This window comes from Puniceibacterium antarcticum (genome assembly GCF_002760615.1).
GTDB classification, from domain to species: Bacteria; Pseudomonadota; Alphaproteobacteria; order Rhodobacterales; family Rhodobacteraceae; genus Puniceibacterium; species Puniceibacterium antarcticum.
On record NZ_AWWI01000053.1, the window covers coordinates 1 to 16,631 of the forward strand.

The 16,631-nt window shown below is 58.5% G+C and carries 10 protein-coding genes and 5 pseudogenes; 9 read left to right on the forward strand and 6 right to left on the reverse strand.

Going from position 1 to position 16,631, the window contains the following annotated elements; all coding sequences use genetic code 11:
- Positions 1-277 (reverse strand): annotated as a pseudogene (locus P775_RS07030) (transposase); the annotation flags it as partial.
- Positions 278-471: 194 nt separating this feature from the next.
- On the opposite strand from P775_RS07030, the pseudogene istA reads away from it, so the two are divergent.
- The 6 genes and pseudogenes from istA to P775_RS07055 all read left to right on the forward strand — a co-directional run bounded on the left by istA (position 472) and on the right by P775_RS07055 (position 5,899).
- Positions 472-2,111, forward strand: a pseudogene (gene istA / locus P775_RS07035) (IS21 family transposase).
- A 10-nt stretch (positions 2,112-2,121) separates the two neighbouring features.
- Positions 2,122-2,373, forward strand: coding sequence for an ATP-binding protein (locus P775_RS07040; protein WP_245875598.1), 252 nt, complete (start codon positions 2,122-2,124; stop codon positions 2,371-2,373).
- The gene (locus tag P775_RS29375; RefSeq protein ID WP_281256062.1) at positions 2,342-2,464 is read left to right on the forward strand and encodes an ATP-binding protein; all 123 of its coding nucleotides are present in this window, start codon (positions 2,342-2,344) and stop codon (positions 2,462-2,464) included. Before P775_RS07040 ends, P775_RS29375 begins: the two co-directional genes overlap by 32 nt.
- Before the next feature lie 134 nt (positions 2,465-2,598).
- Positions 2,599-3,330 (forward strand): annotated as a pseudogene (locus tag P775_RS29785) (transposase); the annotation flags it as partial.
- A 243-nt stretch (positions 3,331-3,573) separates the two neighbouring features.
- Complete coding sequence (locus P775_RS07050; RefSeq protein WP_099910318.1) at positions 3,574-4,821, forward strand: aromatic ring-hydroxylating oxygenase subunit alpha; 1,248 nt, start codon at positions 3,574-3,576, stop codon at positions 4,819-4,821.
- Between the two features lie 13 nt (positions 4,822-4,834).
- Entirely contained in the window at positions 4,835-5,899 is a 1,065-nt protein-coding gene (locus P775_RS07055) for an FAD-binding oxidoreductase (protein WP_245875601.1), read from the forward strand.
- Positions 5,900-5,913: 14 nt separating this feature from the next.
- On the opposite strand, the gene P775_RS07060 is transcribed toward P775_RS07055, so the two are convergent.
- Positions 5,914-6,549, reverse strand: coding sequence for a TetR/AcrR family transcriptional regulator (locus P775_RS07060; protein ID WP_099910320.1), 636 nt, complete (start codon positions 6,547-6,549; stop codon positions 5,914-5,916).
- 225 nt (positions 6,550-6,774) lie between these two features.
- Between P775_RS07060 and P775_RS07065 the strand changes: the two genes are divergently transcribed.
- From P775_RS07065 to P775_RS07075, 3 genes are all read left to right on the forward strand, one after another.
- On the forward strand, positions 6,775-7,920 hold the full coding sequence (locus P775_RS07065) for an efflux RND transporter periplasmic adaptor subunit (RefSeq protein ID WP_425439893.1): 1,146 nt from the start codon (positions 6,775-6,777) through the stop codon (positions 7,918-7,920).
- A gap of 40 nt (positions 7,921-7,960) precedes the next feature.
- On the forward strand, positions 7,961-11,092 hold the full coding sequence (locus tag P775_RS07070; RefSeq protein ID WP_099910321.1) for an efflux RND transporter permease subunit: 3,132 nt from the start codon (positions 7,961-7,963) through the stop codon (positions 11,090-11,092).
- 104 nt (positions 11,093-11,196) lie between these two features.
- A complete protein-coding gene (locus P775_RS07075) occupies positions 11,197-12,558 on the forward strand; it encodes a YihY family inner membrane protein (protein WP_099910322.1) in 1,362 nt (453 codons plus the stop codon).
- Between the two features lie 18 nt (positions 12,559-12,576).
- Here the strand turns inward: P775_RS07075 and P775_RS07080 are convergent, their stop codons facing one another.
- The 4 genes and pseudogenes from P775_RS07080 to P775_RS07095 form a co-directional block, all read right to left on the reverse strand.
- Positions 12,577-13,905, reverse strand: a complete 1,329-nt coding sequence (locus P775_RS07080; protein WP_245875599.1) for a TrkH family potassium uptake protein — start codon at positions 13,903-13,905, stop codon at positions 12,577-12,579.
- A 23-nt stretch (positions 13,906-13,928) separates the two neighbouring features.
- The gene (locus P775_RS07085) at positions 13,929-14,591 is read right to left on the reverse strand and encodes a potassium channel family protein (protein WP_099910324.1); all 663 of its coding nucleotides are present in this window, start codon (positions 14,589-14,591) and stop codon (positions 13,929-13,931) included.
- 393 nt (positions 14,592-14,984) lie between these two features.
- Positions 14,985-16,004, reverse strand: a pseudogene (locus P775_RS07090) (IS110 family RNA-guided transposase).
- 144 nt (positions 16,005-16,148) lie between these two features.
- Positions 16,149-16,631: pseudogene (locus P775_RS07095) on the reverse strand (transposase); the annotation flags it as partial.

Genomic DNA, 16,631 nt, shown 5'->3' on the forward strand with positions numbered 1-16,631 from the left:
ACGACCCTTGCGCGATGCGTGATCGACCCAATCGATTAAGCCGTGACATTGCGCCGATGATAAGCAGGCGCCTTATATCCCCCTGACCTGCTTTCGTGATCCGCCCCAATCGCTCTTTGCCACCTGAGGAATGCTGCCGTGGCACGAGCCCCAGCCATGCAGCGAAGTCCCCTCCACGCCGGAAGGTTTTCATGTCCGGTGCAAAGGCTTCGAAAGCCAAGGCCGTGATAGGGCCGACGCCTGGTAGGGTTTGCAGGCGTTTCGCCGTTTCTGCGTCTTCAGCAAGCTGATGTGCCTTCTTGGTCCTCGCGTCGATGCGCGCTGTTTTTTCCTCAATCTGCTGCAGCAGAATGCGTATTCCGGGGTGATGCGCCCCCCAATTCCGATTTGATGCGCCCACCCCTGTGACGTGCTGCTGCGAGGCAATCTGTAACCGGCTAACTTTCGCCCTTTTGGCACAAAGGAAGGCCGATGAAGAGATTGCCGATGCGAAATGTAAAAGACGTGTTGCGGCTATCAGCCGAGGATCTTTCGACCCGTCAAATTGCGGCGATCCTTGCGATCGGGCGCACCACCGTTCGGGGCTATCTTGATCGTGCCACCGAGTTGGGCCTGAGTTGGCCGCCGCCGCCAGAGATGTCGGATACTGACCTTGAGCACCGTCTGTTTGATCGGGCCTGCCAGAACACCAAACGTATCGCGACCCAGCCTGACTGGGCACATGTTCACCGCGAGTTGCGCCGCAAGGGCGTGACGCTGTCGTTGCTGCGGGAAGAATACCGCGCTGATCACCCGGATGGCTACGGCTATTCCCGGTTCTGCGAGATTTACACGCGGTGGGAAGGCAAGCTGTCGCCGGTGATGCACCAGCGCCATCCGGCGGGCGAGCGGCTGTTTGTCGATTATGCAGGGCACACGGTCGACGTGATCAATCCCATGACCGGCGAAGTGCGCACGGCACAGCTGTTCGTCGCGGCCCTCGGGGCCTCGAGCTACACATTTGCGGAGGCGATCTGTACAAAATCGCTGCCGGATTGGGTCGCAAGCCATGTGCGTGCCTTCGGCTTCCTCGGGGGTGTGACGGCTCAGATCGTATCCGACAACTTGAAGGCCGTGGTCACCAAAGCGTGCTTCTACGACCCTGTGATCAACCGGACCCATGGGGATCTGGCCGCACATTATGACACGGCCGTGGTGCCTGCGCGACCGCACAAACCAACGGATGAATCAAAAATCGAGAGCGCGGTTTTGCTGGTTGAGCGCTGGATGTCGTGCTGGAAGCGCGCCATTTGGCTTGAGGCGCGCCTTTGGTGCGACGGCGAGGCTGCGCAACCGTCAGTTCTTCAGCCTTGAGGACGTGAACGCTGCTATTCGCCCGCTTCTGGACCGGCTCAACGACAAGGTCTCGCGCCATCTCGGCGCCAGTCGCAGGCAGCTGTTCGAACAGCTGGACAGGCCAGCCCTGAAGCCGTTGCCGGTGGCGTCCTATGTCTATGCCGAATGGAAGAAGTGCCGCGCCGGACTCGATTACCACATCGCGATCGACAGACATTATTACTCGGTGCCCCATCAGTTGCTGAAGAAGGCGCTGTGGGCGCGCATCACCGCCCGGACGATCGAAGTCTTCCATATCGGGCAGCGTGTCGCCTCCCATGTGCGCACCTCCGGGAACGGGCAGCGCTCCACGCAGCGCGATCACATGCCCGCGCACCACAGGTTCCGCGCACCACAGGTTCCGCGAAGACTGGACGCCGCAGCGCATCCAGGCCTGGGCCGCGCGCATCGGGCCGAACGTCGCGCTCTTCGCCGAGGTCGTCATGCGTGACCGCAAGCATCCCGAACAAGGCTATCGCACCTGTCTGGGCGTGATCCGGCCGGCTCACAGGTTCGGCCGGGACCGCCTTGATGCCGCCTGCAGAGGGGCGCTCGAAATTAGCGCGCGCTCTTATTCATCGGTCCAATCCATTCTGAATAATGGGCTGGACAGCAGGCCGCGCACCCGCGCAACGGAGCAGCCTGCCATCAACCACCCCAACATCCGTCGCACCGAAGGTGCGCCCGAGCAATCTGGGGGCCCGCCTCTGGCGGGACGCGCCGATTACTTCCATTGAAAGGAACGCAATGCTTACCCATCCAACCCTCGATCACCTGAAAGCTCTGCGGCTTGACGGTATGGCCGAAGTCTTCGTCGAAATGCAGGCACAGGATTCAGCCGCTGATCTCAGCCACGCTGAATGGCTTGGCCTGTTGGTGGACCGCGAGGTAGCCAGCCGTGAGACCAAGCGCTTCGAGGCTCGCATGCGCTCCGCCAGGCTGCGCCATGTGGGCGCCTGCCCGGAAGATGTCGTACCGTACGCGGCGCGGCCTCGATAAGGCGCTGTTCCAAAGCCTGCTCACCGCCAAGTGGATCACCGACAAGCGCAACCTGATCGTCACCGGCCCTTGTGGGGTCGGCAAGACCTAGCTCGGTTACCAAGATCATCCATTGCCCTGCAGGTGCTTGCGAAGCACTCTGCAGGGAGGGGGTTTATCTGCGGCTGGTCGCATCGTTAGTGACAGCCGCGCCCATCTGGAAGACGTTTGCGACCTGCAGGTCTGCCCGACCTGATCAGCCGGGGGAGCGATGTGGTGCGTGACGAAGTCAGGGCATGGCAATCCCGGGCATTGCAGCGGATGTATCCCATCGTGATCTTCGACGCGCTGCGGGTCAAAATCCGCGACGTCCCCTCTCATGCAGTAAAAACACGCACTGCAGGGCAACGGATGGGCCTAAGGGCTTCCCTGACGCCATCGCAGCGGCCTTTCAGGACGCAACCGCGCAGCCGGGACTCTGCCCGTTTTGGGCTGAATTGGCCCACTTGAGCAATTCCATGACGCCCCTCACCCTGTATCATTCATCTGGAGCGCCATTTTCTGAACTTCTGCGCTTGAAAGACCGTAGGATCGTGACTGCCAATCTGCGTTGGATTTACAGCGCTGCAACTGCTGATCAGGCCGCCACCGGACTGGTTGTGTTCGAGTAAAAATAGGCAGGCAAATATCCCTCCATCGCCCCGACTTAGCGCAGGGCCCGGCAAGAGGTGATCCCGTTCTTTGCCTTCGATCAGCCCATTCACCAGATCATCTTCACCACAAACGCGATTGAACGTCTGAACCGCGTGATCCGCAAATCGATCAATACGCGCGGGTCATTCCCGACCGAACACGCCGCCACAAAACTGATCTACCTGGAGATCCGCAACTTCGAGAGAGGCGGGCGGAAATGTGAGAGACTGGTCTACCCTCCGCAATCAATTCGATATCGTGTTCGACGAGCGCTTTAATACTTGACCCTGTCTGAAAACCGCATGAGCCAGAGCAGATACACAGATTTCAGGTCACTCCCCATCTGCCCGACCCCTGAGGAGTCTCTCCACAGGGATGATGCTAAAGCCCTGAACACCGCGCGAAAATTCACGATGTCCGTTCCGACATATGAAACACCGCAAATGAACCAACCGGACGGCCTCAAATCCAGCAAACATCATTTCAACCGACCCTGATTCCCACCCCCGCCAATGCAGGACTCCTCCCATGCTCAGAGACGCTGACGTTCTCTCTCTTCTCCTGTCCCGCCAGCCCGGCTATTCGCTGGAACAGCCTTTCTATACTGACCCCGGACTATATGAGGCAGACCTTCGCCACATCTGGTACAAGGACTGGCTGATGACGGCGGTCAGCGCCGAACTGCCTAAAACTGGAAGCTATGTCACTCGCCAGATCGGGGATTACGCGATAATCGTCGTGCGTGGCGCGGATGGTGTGGTGCGGTCCTTCCACAACTCCTGTCGGCACCGGGGCAGCCGGATTTGCTCTGCGGCAAAGGGCACCAATCCGAAACTGGTCTGCCCCTATCACCAGTGGACCTATGAACTTGACGGTCGTCTGCTCTATGCACGTGACATGGGACCAGATTTCAAAGCCGCCGATTTTGGCCTGAAGCCGGTGCATTGCGAAGAGGTTGCGGGCCTGATCATGATCTGCCTAGCCGAGGATGCTCCGGATTTTGCCCCGATGCGGGCGCAGTCCGAGAAATATGTCGGGCCGCATGGGTTGAAGGACTGCAAGGTCGCGTTCCAGAGCACGATTGTCGAGCAAGGCAACTGGAAATTAGTGCTAGAGAACAATCGCGAATGCTACCACTGCTCTGGCTCACACCCGGCACTGTGCCGGACCTTCCCTGAAGATCCCAACATCTTTGGAGCCGCTGCAGAGAAAGGCGGCGCACCGGTGCTCAAGGCGCATATTGCGAAATGCGAGGCGGCTGGGTTGCCGTCAAATCTGTCCATCGCGGCAGATGAGCAGTGGCGTTTCATCCGCATCCCGTTCCTGGGTGATGCTACCAGCTACACCATGGACGGAAAATCTGCGGTCAATCGGCGTGTAGGAGATGTGGCGATTGACGATGCAGGCAGCTGTCTGCTCTATCACTATCCAAATTCGTGGAACCACTTCCTGTCGGATCAGGGGCTTATCTTTCACGTCACCCCGATTTCCCCGACTCAGACCGAGGTGACCACCACTTGGCTGGTCCACAAGGACGCTGTGGAAGGCGTGGATTACGATCTGGAGCGTCTGACCGAGGTCTGGATCGCGACAAACAATGAAGACCGCGCCATCGTCGAGGAAAACCAGCGTGGAATCAATTCACCCGCCTACGTGCCCGGCCCATACTCTGCGCATCACGAAAGCGGCGTGATCCAGTTCGTGGATTGGTATGCCCGTATCATGACGGGACGACTGACCGGGCGCGGGAAACGTGCCCTGATGGCGGCAGAATAAGCACATGATCCCCATGCCGAAAGCGGATTCGCCGGTCTGGACAGATGCCGAACCTCTGGAATGTGTACAGCGCATTCCAGAGGCGCCGGATGTGGTCAGCTTTGTCTTTCGCCCACCCTCGGGATCGCGCTTCGTGTACAAGGCCGGGCAGTTCCTGACGCTGGACCTGCCTGTTCCGGGTGGGAATATCCAGCGGACCTATACGATCTCGTCCAACCCGGCGGCCACCGCGTATATCACCGTCACGGTGAAGGCACAGAAAGGCAGCGTTGCATCGCGATGGATGCTCGACAATCTTAAGCCGGGCATGCGGCTAAAGGTTTACGGGCCTGCGGGGCTGTTTCACCTGCCGCCGCAACCAGATGAAAAGTACTTGTTCATCTCGGCCGGGTCGGGCGTCACGCCGATGATGTCCATGGCCGCTTTTCTATGGGAGCGGGGCGAAGACCCCGATATCTCGCTGATCTCCTGCGCGCGCCGCCCCACGGATCTTATCTTTCGCCGTCGGCTAGAGCATATGGCGAGCCGGGTTCAGGGGTTGAAGCTGCATTTTGTGGTAGCGCAAGACGACCCCTATGATGTCTGGACCGGCTATCGCGGACGGTTCAACCAGCTGATGCTGGGCCTGATGGCACCGGATTATCTAGAACGGGATGTCTATTGCTGCGGGCCTGAATCCTTCATGGATTCGGTGCGCGACATGCTCAACAGTCTTGGCTATGACATGACGCGCTATCATCAGGAGAGCTTTGCCGCCCCAGCGGAAACCGTCGCGGAAATGACTGAGTTCGATGATGTCGTTCCGCAGGAAAAGGCGGCGGCCGAACTCGTGTTTGCGCGCTCTGGCCGAACCGTTCCTTGCCACGAGACGGACACGGTGCTTGCAATTGCCAAGGCGTCCGGACTGAACATCCCGTCCGGTTGCACCTTTGGCGTTTGCGGCACCTGCAAGATCAAGAAGCTGTCAGGTGAGGCACATATGGTCCACAACGGCGGTATTTCCGAAGACGATATCGCCGACGGCTACATTCTGGCATGCTGTTCCAATCCGATCGGGCGCCTGGAGGTCGAAGTTTAAGGAATATAAATACGTTACAGTTGAAGCGCGTCCAGTGTCATCCCATGACGCGACACGAAGCGCGCCAGTTCACTGCTGCTCGCAGAGGTACCACTAAAAGTTTCGACATAAAGCGGCATCCGGGGAATGCGCACCTCGGATGGCTCGATCACCATCATAGAGACATAGCCGATCTGGGTGTAATAGACCGTAAACGCCCGCACTTGCGCCTCTTTTGCGCCAAATCCAAAGCGCAAGAACATCGCGTGGATCGCAGCGATCCGATCCTGATCCGTGGCTTCTAGCACGGCGCGCAAGGACGCATCACCCAAAGCCCAGTTTCGCACAGCAAAATCGAGCTGCGCGTCGAATAGTTCAGAACGCAGCCAGCAGTCAAAGAGATTAAGCAGAGCCTCGGCAATCGTTTCGGCAAAAGCTTGTGTGCGTGCGATCATGTTGCCAGTGTTTTTGGCCTGCCAGCGGGCGATCAACGCCTCCAGCAGGGCCTCGCGACTGTCGAAATGGCCGTAAAAGCTGGTACGCGACAATCCGACACGCTTGGCCAGCGGCATCACCTTGACTGCCTCAACCCCCTGCTCGATCAGAAGCTGATACGCGGCCTCGAGCCAGAGATCCTCTGATCCACGCCAGCCCGCCGTCTTTTTTGCCATGCCGCGCACCTCCTGCAATGACCTGAGTAGCCGGGACGCAAAGGCTTGGCAATTCGCGCAACTGATGTGCATCAGAGGACAGGCACTGTGCATCTGGCTAAATTGGCTTGTCACACCTCTGAGTTGCTGCGATGCAGCGTTTACGTGGTATTTACTGCGGCAAGAACTATTCTTATGCGCAACCGGCGCAATCTGCGCGCGATGCTGCCTGAGCGAGGAATTCTGATGATCCCGAACCGTTCCCTATTGTCCATGACCCTGGCGGTCCTGATGACGACCGCCCTGTCCGGACCCGCCGGGGCACAGGGGCAGGATGCCCCTCCCACAGCAGTGACAGTTGTGACCGTCCAGCCTGAAAACGTCACGCTCACCTCGACGCTTCCGGGGCGTGTGGTTGCCTCTGCAGCTGCTGAAGTGCGCCCGCAGGTGGCAGGGATCATCACCGAACGCCTTTTTACGGAAGGCGGGCCGGTCAAGGCTGGAGATGTGCTGTTCACCATAGACGCCGCAACCTATGAGGCGAATGTCGCACAGGCTCAGGCGCAGGTCACACAGGCGCAGGCTCAGCTGTCAGCCGCTGAAAAGGATCTGACCCGGCTCGTGGAATTGCGCGAGCGTAACGTTGCTTCTGACCAGGCCTATGATGCGGCGCTGGCCCAGCGGGAATCTACCGCTGCGAGCCTTCAGGTCGCCCAGGCGCAGTTGCAGGCAGCACAGATAGAACTCGACCGCACAAGCATCCGCGCACGGCTTTCCGGCGAAATCGGCCGGTCACTCACCAGCCAAGGCGCTCTTGTGACCGCCAGCCAAGCAGATCCGCTTGCCGTGATCCGCAACATTGACCCGATATATGTGGACGTTACCCAATCCGCCGCCGATGTGCTGCAATGGCGCCGCGGCAACGGCGTAGAAGGGCTTGGAGATGCCTCCCGCGAGGTGGCGCTCACACTGGCGGATGGCAGCATCTTCGATCAGACCGGCAGCCTAACTGCTGCCGAGCCAGATGTGGATGAGCAGACCGGCGTTGTCGTTCTGCGGATGAGCTTTGCCAATCCTGAAAAGCTGCTTCTCCCAGGTATGTATGTCCAAGTCGAAATGCCAACCCGCCCACTCAACGGCGCGTTCCGCGTTCCGCAAGAAGGCGTGAGCCGTGACCGCCGCGGGCAACCCATCGCAATGATCGTGAACGGGGACAATGTGGTCGAGCAGGTGCTGCTGACTATAGCGCAGGACATGGGTTCGGACTGGATCGTGACCGATGGCCTAGGCGCAGGGGACAGGGTGATCGTCGAGGGGCTTCAAAAGATCCAGCCCGGCGCCACAGTGACCCCTGAGGAACGCGCCGCAGGCGATGCTCCGAAATCCGAATAAACTGACATCCCTGACTCAGACCTGATCCGGAGCATACACCATGGCCCGCTTTTTTATCGACCGCCCGATCTTTGCCTGGGTTCTTTCGATTTTCATCATGGGGATCGGCGTTCTGTCGATCCTGACCCTGCCGATTGCGCAATATCCGCAAATCGCACCGCCCACGGTATCCATCAGCGCCTCTTACCCCGGCGCGTCGGCGGATACGGTGGCAAATACCGTCACCCAAGTGATCGAACAGCAGATGACCGGCCTTGACGGGCTACGCTATATATCGTCCAGTTCGACCTCTGCCGGGGGCGCCTCCATCACCCTGACCTTTGAAACTGGCACCGACCCTGACATCGCGCAGGTTCAGGTACAGAACAAGCTGGCGCAGGCAACGGCTCTATTGCCCGAACCAGTGACACGTCAGGGTGTCACTGTGCGAAAGTCCTCATCCGGGTTCCTGATGGTGGTGGGGCTGATCTCAAAGGACGGCACCTACGATGCCACCGACCTTTCAGATTACCTCGTCTCGAATATGGTGAACGAGATCAGTCGTGTCGAAGGCGTCGGCAACGTGCAGGTGTTTGGTGCGCAATACGCTATGCGTATCTGGCTGGATCCCTCAAAGCTTGCCGCTTTCGAGCTGTCGCCATCAGATGTCGTGTCTGCGGTTTCAGCGGAAAACGCCCAAATTTCGGCTGGCTCCTTCGGGTCGCGACCCGCTGTCGACGGTCAGCAACTGAACGCTACGATCACCGCACAGTCGCTGCTGCGCACGCCCGAAGACTTCCGCCAGATCGTTCTGCGGGCCGAAACGGATGGCGGGCTCGTGCTTCTGAACGATGTCGCCCGGGTCGAAATCGGAGCCGAGAACTACAACACGATCTCGCGCTACAATGGTGCACCCTCTTCGGGCATGGCGATCAGTCTCGCACCGGGCGCCAACGCGCTTGACACTGCCACATTGGTAGAGGCGCGCATTGAGGAATTCGCGCAGCTGTTTCCCCAAGGCATCGACTATGTGATCCCATACGACACGACACCCTTTGTTACCATCTCCATCGAAGAAGTGGTCAAGACACTGGTCGAGGCGATCGTGCTGGTCTTCCTTGTGATGTTCCTGTTCCTTCAGAACTTCCGCGCGACGCTGATCCCGACACTGGCTGTGCCGGTAGTTCTGCTTGGCACATTTGGCGTTCTGGCTGCCTTTGGGTTTTCGATCAACACACTGACCATGCTTGCCATGGTGCTGGCCATTGGCCTGCTCGTGGATGACGCCATTGTCGTGGTGGAAAATGTCGAACGGATCATGGAGCAGGAAGGCCTCGGCCCGCTTGAGGCGACTCGCAAGTCGATGGATCAGATCACCGGCGCGCTGATCGGTATCGCCGTGGTTTTGTCGGTTGTCTTCGTGCCGATGGCCTTTTTCCCAGGCTCCACCGGCGTGATTTACAAACAGTTCGCAGTGACCATCATCAGCGCCATGGCGCTGTCAGTTGTAGTGGCACTGACGCTGACACCCGCGCTGTGTGCGACGCTGCTGAAAAAGCCAAAGCACGACAAGAAACGCGGTGTTTTTGGTCTGTTTAACCGTGGGTTTGACAAGACGATCAACGGCTACGGACGCAGCGTCGGCTATACCATACGCCGCCCCTTCAGGATGGTCATCGTCTACTGTGCAATCATTGCCGCTATGGGCTTTCTCTTCATGCGCACACCAGAAGGGTTCCTTCCGGCCGAAGATCAGGGGATTCTCTTCACGCTCATCCAGGCACCCACCGGCGCGACTGCCGACCGCACTTTGGAGGTCGTGAAACAGGTCGAGAATTACTATCTCGAACAGGAAGGCGACATGGTCGAATCCGTGTTTGGCGTGGTCGGCTTCAGCTTTGCCGGTCAGGGACAGAACATGGGCCTTGCCTTCGTACGTCTCAAGGACTGGAAAGAGCGGACATCGCCTGCGATGAGTGTTCAGGCGCTTGCCGGGCGTGCTTATGGCGCGTTCAGCCAGATCCGGGATGCAATGGTATTTCCGATCGTTCCGCCCTCGGTGATCGAACTGGGCAACGTGTCGGGCTTCGACTTCTACTTGCAGGCGCGCGCGGGACAGACGCATGAACAGTTACTGCAAGCGCGCAACCAGATGCTTGGCATGCTGACTCAGAGCGATCTGATCGCCTCCGCGCGACCCTCAGGGCTTGAGGATGCAGCGCAATTCAATCTGGACATCGACTGGCGCAAAGCCGGTGCGATGGGCGTGTCGGCGACGGATGTGGGCAACCTGTTGTCAGTTGCCTGGGCTGGGCTTTACGTGAACGACTTCATCGACCAAGGTCGTATCAAGCGGGTTTATGTCCAGGGCGAAGCTGACTCACGCGCGACACCCTCGGACATCGAAAAATGGCGGGTGCGCAATGCAAGCGGCGGGCTGGTGCCGTTTTCAAACTTTGCAGAAGGAAGCTGGACTTATGGCGCACAAGGTGTGAACCGCTACAATGGCGTGCCGTCGATGCAAATTCAGGGCTCTCCTGCTCCGGGTGTTTCGACGGGTGAGGCAATCGCCGCCATCGACGCTATGGTCGACCAGCTGCCCCCTGGCTACGAGGTAGCTTGGACTGGCCTGTCCCTGGAAGAACAGCAATCGGGCAACCAAGCACCGCTGCTATATGCTCTTAGCCTTGCCGCCGTGTTCTTGGCACTGGCCGCCCTGTACGAAAGCTGGTCAATCCCATTCTCGGTCATGCTCGCCATGCCCATTGGCGTGCTTGGCGCACTGCTGGGTGCTTATCTCGGCGGCTTTGAAAACGGTGTGTTCTTTCAGGTCGGCCTGCTGACCGTGATCGGTCTGACTGGCAAGAACGCGATTCTGATCGTCGAATTCGCCCGCGAACAGCGAGAATCTGGGAAACCGCTGTATGAGGCGGTGACAGAAGCGGCTAAGCAGCGTTTTCGGCCGATCCTGATGACCTCGATGGCATTCTCGCTCGGAGTTCTTCCCTTGGTGCTGTCCACCGGCGCGGGTTCGGGCGGACGGCAGGCGATCGGGTCTGGCGTTCTGGGCGGCACACTGTCGGCAACGGTTCTGGGGACTCTGCTGGTGCCGTTCTTCTTTGTGCTGGTGGCTCGACTGGCTGGCCAGGCCAAGGATATCCCTGCCAAGCCTGGGACGACTCCGGCGGAGTAAACGGCGCGGCGATACACGCCAAAATTGTTGCTTAAAACGGACACAGGGCGCGAAATTGTTTTCGCGCCCTGATCTTTTCAGAGAACTGGTTTAGCTTAACAATCATGATAACCTTGGGCGCACGCATTGACCAAATACGACAGACCGGCGCCCTAAGGGTCGGTTTTCAGATTGTAAATTTCATCTATTTTGCCCTGCGCCGGTTCTATGTGGACAGGATGAATGTCGCAGCGGCAGCTCTGACATACTCCACGCTGCTCGCTCTTGTTCCGCTCTTGGTGATTGCCTTCGCCATCCTGTCAAGTTTTCCAGCTTTCGACGCGGTCAAGGGACGCATGCAGGAGGTGTTCTTTAACGCGGTCGTGCCCGAAGCCGGCACCGCCGTATCGCAATATCTGTCGAACTTCACAGAGAATGCCAGCAACCTGACCGCTGTCGGTGTGATCGCTTTGGCGGTGGCCGCGCTTTTACTGCTCTCCACGGTCGAAGATACGCTAAATCAGGTCTGGCATGTAGACCGCCCCCGCCCGATCATGGTGCGGTTTCTGATCTTCTGGGCCATACTGACTTTAGGCCCCCTATTGATCGGAGTCAGCTTCACACTTACCTCAGATTTGATGAAATATGCGACGCACACGCAACTCATGATGCTCGGCGTGGAGGCAGAGATCAGGACAGAGGGATCATGGATCCTCAGCACAGTAGTGCGCATTGGCATAAATATCATCGGTTTCACCGCGCTGTTCGTACTGGTCCCGGCAAGGCGGGTACGTGTTCGGCATGCGCTGATCGGAGCAATCTTTGCGGCCGTCGCGTTTCAGATCCTGTCTTGGGGTTTTAACACGTTTTACACTTCAGGCTCCAGCTACGAGACGATTTATGGGGCCGTCGCGGCCGTGCCGGTGTTCCTGATCTGGATATACACGTCTTGGATGGTGATCATCCTTGGTGCAGTCTTTGCGGCAGCCTTTCCCGACTGGTGGAAATCCAGAGATTCGGCACTGGGAATCAAGCCGACTCCTTCGGATCGTCTGAGCATAGCCATAACCCTGCTGTCCAGATTGCACAGGACGGCCCAGAAGGGCGGCGCTCTGGACGAAGAAGCCTTGGCCAGTGCGGTGCCGCTTGAGGCTCGCGAGGATATTCTCGTCCTGCTTTGCGCGACCGGCTACATCGTCGAAACCGAACAAGGGCGCGTGGCGATTTCACGTGATCTGCACAGCACGACGCTGTTCGATTTGGTGCGGGATATGGGCTTGCTCTACAGTATTGACCCATCTCATTCGCCCGATCTACCAGACAGCATCGCGTGTCGGCTGGAAAACAGAACCGGCTCGGTCCATCAACTTCTGAACCAACTGCACAGCGCAGAGGATGACATTCTGGCGGTGCCGCTGGCCCGGATTCTGGATGCAACCGCAGAACCCATAGCAAAGAGCGCAACACAACGCCCCACGACCGAATAGTCATTGCGCGGCTACGCCTCATCCCAGAAAGATCTGCCCCTGCGGATACCGCACCTTGGGCACCGTGTGCCGTGCAAGGAAAAAGCCCAGCGTCAGCGGTCCGACCCGTCCCAGGAACATGACGCACATGATCACGACCCGCCCGATGGTATCCAGCTCTGTTGTGGTGCCCATCGACAGACCGACCGTGCCAAAAGCCGAGGTCACTTCGAACGCGAGCGCGATGAAGGATCCGTCATGACTGATCGACACCACAAAAAGACCTACAAAGACAATCAGGATGCTGACCGTGGTCAGAGCCAGAACCTTCATCACCTCGTTCAGGCCGAGCGAACGGCCAAAAGCATGTAGCGTGGTAGAGCGACGGAAAAAAGCGACCGTGGCAAGCAGCAGCACGATGAAGGTGGTCACCTTTATGCCCCCAGCGGTCGACGTGCTGCCCCCGCCGATCAGCATCAGCGTCATCATCATCAGCGCTGTGGAATCATGCAGTTCCCCGATATCCACGGTATTGAAGCCGGCGGTGCGCGTCGTCACCGCTTGGAACCAACTGGCCTGCACCTTGGCCCAGATCGAATCGAGGCCGCCCAAGGTGCCAGGATTGTGCCATTCCAGCGCGCCAAACATCACCCAAGACCAAAGTGTCAGCGCCACCGTGCCGCTGATCATAAGCTTGCTGTGGAGCGATAAGGCACGCCAGCGACGTTTCGCATAGAGGTCGCCCAGAACGATGAAGCCCAGCCCCCCGGTGATAAAAAGCGCCGGAACCACCAGATTGATCAGCGGATTGTCGACCCAGCGTGTCAGGCTGTCTGGCCAGAGCGCAAAGCCAGCGTTGTTGAAGGCCGAGATGCTGTGGAATATCGCCTGCCATATCCCGTAGGCCCAGCCTGATGCCGGGACAAAGATAAATGCCAGAAGCACAGCGCCGATCACTTCGCAGCCGACCGCTACCACGAAGATCGTGCGCACCAACTTTGCAAGGTCACCCAGAGAGCTTTGGTTGAGGTCTTCACGCAAGATGAGGCGCTGTGAGATACCCACCGGGATACCGATGGCAGACAGTACGAAAACGGCAAAGGTCATAAGCCCCAGCCCGCCCATCTGGATCAGGATGGCTATGACAACCTGTCCGAAGACAGTATAGGCAGAACCGGTGTCGACAACGGCCAGCCCCGTGACGGTGACCGCCGACATTGAAGTGAAGAAGGCATCAAGAAACCGCACGTCTCCGTGGTGCGACAAAGGCAGCCATAGTGTAATGCCGCCGATGATCACAAGGATGAGGTAGAAACTCGCCAAAAGTGCTGGCGGAGTGAGGCGCATCGCCTTGCGTCGTAACCCCATTGGCAATTCAAAAACGGCCACTATTAAAGGCTCGCCGCGAATTTCCGCAGGTCCGTGCGCTGGCCAAGCAGCAGCAGCAGGTCATCGCGGGCCAGCTCGCATCCCTCGCCGTCGCTGCCGATGTACTGGGTGCCCCGCATGACGCCGATGCAGCGCAGATTGAACTTTTCATTGTGGGGCAATTCCGACAGCGTCTTGCCTTCAAGGCTCTTGGGAATGCGGAAGTTCACCACATGATAGCCATTGCCAAGGCTGACATAATCACGCACCAACGGGTTGTGCAGCACCTGAGCAATGTGCTGCCCAACCTCAACCTCGGGGTGGATGATCCGGTCAACTCCCAGCCGACTGAGAATGCGGTGGTGGGTCTTGGTCCGGGCCTTTGCCCAGATGGTTTCGACGCCAACCAGCTTGAGATTGATGGCCGACAGGATGCTTGCCTCAAGATCCGATCCCATTGCGACCAGTGCCGCGTGACATTCGCCCAGACCGGCTTCTTTCAGCGCAGCGTCATCCCTGGCATCAACGATCAAAGCCTGCGCCAGAACATCCGCATGGGCGCTCACGCGCGCCTCGTCAATGTCGATGCCAATCACATGATTGCCGAACCGGGAGAGTTCTTTGGCAACGGTGCTCCCGAAATTACCAAGCCCGATGACCCCGAAGGCACGCTTTTTCTCTGGCATCTGCAACGCCTGTATGACCTGCCGGGTTAACCCGGCAATCTATTGATGACTCAATCAAAGCTGACATTCAATATGCGCTGAGACATCAATCTTTTGTGGGAAAACACGTCTTAATCCACAGGACTGCGTTGACCTTGAAGAAGACCGCTCTTTGGATTCGGCCTTTTCCAGCGGGGTCGCGATATGTCCGTCCGGGGGCATGGTTCTCTCCGAGGTCGCGTCGTGCGCCTCATGATGGTTTTCGGTGGTGAATCGTCTCCGATGTGGTTTGCGGATTGCGCGGCGACAGCCACGTTCCAACCGTTTTTACGAGATCGATCAACCTCCGTCCCGTCGGGACTTCGCTTCCCGCCACTTCGGCGGAAACTCAGTTCAGGCCTTGGCCTCCTGTGTTCATTGATAGTCGGTTTCGGATTTCCACAGAGTCAGCATCAGCACCGCAATCTTGCGTGCGGTGGCGACAGCCGCTTTACGGAACCCGCGCCGCCCGGCCAAGCGAACGGCCTAGGATTTCAACGTCGAGAAGCGCTTCACCTGTCTGATGACACAGACTCCCGCTTCGAACAGCACCCCTCGCATTGCGGCATCCCCGCATTTCGAGACACGACCTGACCCGTCCATTTCACCGGATTGGTGTCGCCTGGGCGTCAAGCCAAGGAACGCGCCCACATCCGAGGTTTTGCTGAACCGGTCAGGATCATCGACCAGTGCGACGAAGCTCAGCGACACGATCGGTCCAACGCCCGGAATGGTCATCAGCCGACGCGTGACAGGGTTGCTTGTGGACTTTGCCTTCAGAGCGAGATCAAAGTCAGCCGTCGCCTTACACAGGGTGATGTGGGCCGCGATGAAACCGTCAGCGATGGTGCGCAGCACCGGATCGGTTTCACCAGCGGCGGCAAGCTGGTCACTCAAGCCCTGCCTTTGCTGCGCCTGACCGATACCGGTCATGCGGATGCCAAACGCCTTGAGGACGCCGCGGATGTGGCCTTCCAAATCCTTGGGCAACCGGATCAGGCGCTCCCGTCCCCCAATCAACGCACGCAACCTGTCCGACTCTTCGCTTCTTATGTGTACCGGGGTGAACCATTTCATCCGGGCAAGTTGCGCAACACCTTCGGCATCGGCGCTGTCAGACTTGTTTAACATCGCAGACAAACTCTTATGGGCCTTGCGAGCATCGATGCAGATCGCAGGTAAACCCAGCTGAACCATTCCGCGCTGTAACCAGATCGAAAGCTGGCCACTTTCATGCACGATCCACTTCGGGGCCAGCGACCGGGTCTTGAGCCAACCCGCGATCCCTTCCGGATCCGCGGGCGCTGTGCCTTGCGCCACAAGCGCTCCATCGTCGTCATTATTACAGATCGAAACCTCTTTGAGTGATACGTCGAGTCCGGCAAAATATGTCATGGTCGTTCTCCTCATGGCTTGTTTCCATGAGGCCAATATAACAGGACCTCCATCGCCACTGGAGAGCGGCCGCCGCAATCACACCATGTGATTTGGTTTGTCTGACAAGGTTCCGGGCGTTTTTTAAGTGGTTTTCCGCCTTGGTTACGCCGCGACCGCGTCTGGCACCGGCTGACTGAAGTAGGCCTGATCGGGCGTTTTGCCGTCAAGCGATGAGTGAGGTCGTCGGCTGTTGTAAAAGCCCAGATAGCGCCCGATGGAGATGCGGGCTTGCGAGACGCTGGCGTAGGCGTGCAGGTAAACCTCTTCGTATTTGATGGTCCGCCACAGGCGCTCTACGAAGACGTTGTCACGCCACGCCCCTTTGCCGTCTGTTACCGGCAGGTGATTGCGAGCCATCACCGAGAGGCATGCTGATCTTGATCTCCCGGCTCGCCAGAACCTTGATGAAGTCGGTCGATGTGAACTGGCTGCCCTGATCTGTATTGACTATTTCGGGCTTGCCATGCCGGGCCAGCGCCTCTTCGACGGCCTCAATACAGCAGAAGTCGGCCTCCAGCGTGATTGACACCCGCCAAGACAGCACGCGCCTGGTAAACCAGTCCAGAACGGCGGCGAGATAGAGGA

Bases quoted from the DNA above. Each gene is read 5' to 3' on its own strand.
- P775_RS07040 (WP_245875598.1), top strand. From the start codon at position 2,122: ATGCTTACCCATCCAACCCTCGATCACCTGAAAGCTCTGCGGCTTGAC.
- P775_RS07085 (WP_099910324.1), bottom strand. From the start codon at position 14,591: ATGCCAGAGAAAAAGCGTGCCTTCGGGGTCATCGGGCTTGGTAATTTC.
- P775_RS07060 (WP_099910320.1), bottom strand. From the start codon at position 6,549: ATGGCAAAAAAGACGGCGGGCTGGCGTGGATCAGAGGATCTCTGGCTC.
- P775_RS07055 (WP_245875601.1), top strand. From the start codon at position 4,835: ATGCCGAAAGCGGATTCGCCGGTCTGGACAGATGCCGAACCTCTGGAA.
- P775_RS07070 (WP_099910321.1), top strand. From the start codon at position 7,961: ATGGCCCGCTTTTTTATCGACCGCCCGATCTTTGCCTGGGTTCTTTCG.
- P775_RS07080 (WP_245875599.1), bottom strand. From the start codon at position 13,905: ATGGGGTTACGACGCAAGGCGATGCGCCTCACTCCGCCAGCACTTTTG.
- P775_RS07075 (WP_099910322.1), top strand. From the start codon at position 11,197: ATGATAACCTTGGGCGCACGCATTGACCAAATACGACAGACCGGCGCC.
- P775_RS07050 (WP_099910318.1), top strand. From the start codon at position 3,574: ATGCTCAGAGACGCTGACGTTCTCTCTCTTCTCCTGTCCCGCCAGCCC.
- P775_RS29375 (WP_281256062.1), top strand. From the start codon at position 2,342: ATGTCGTACCGTACGCGGCGCGGCCTCGATAAGGCGCTGTTCCAAAGC.
- P775_RS07065 (WP_425439893.1), top strand. From the start codon at position 6,775: ATGATCCCGAACCGTTCCCTATTGTCCATGACCCTGGCGGTCCTGATG.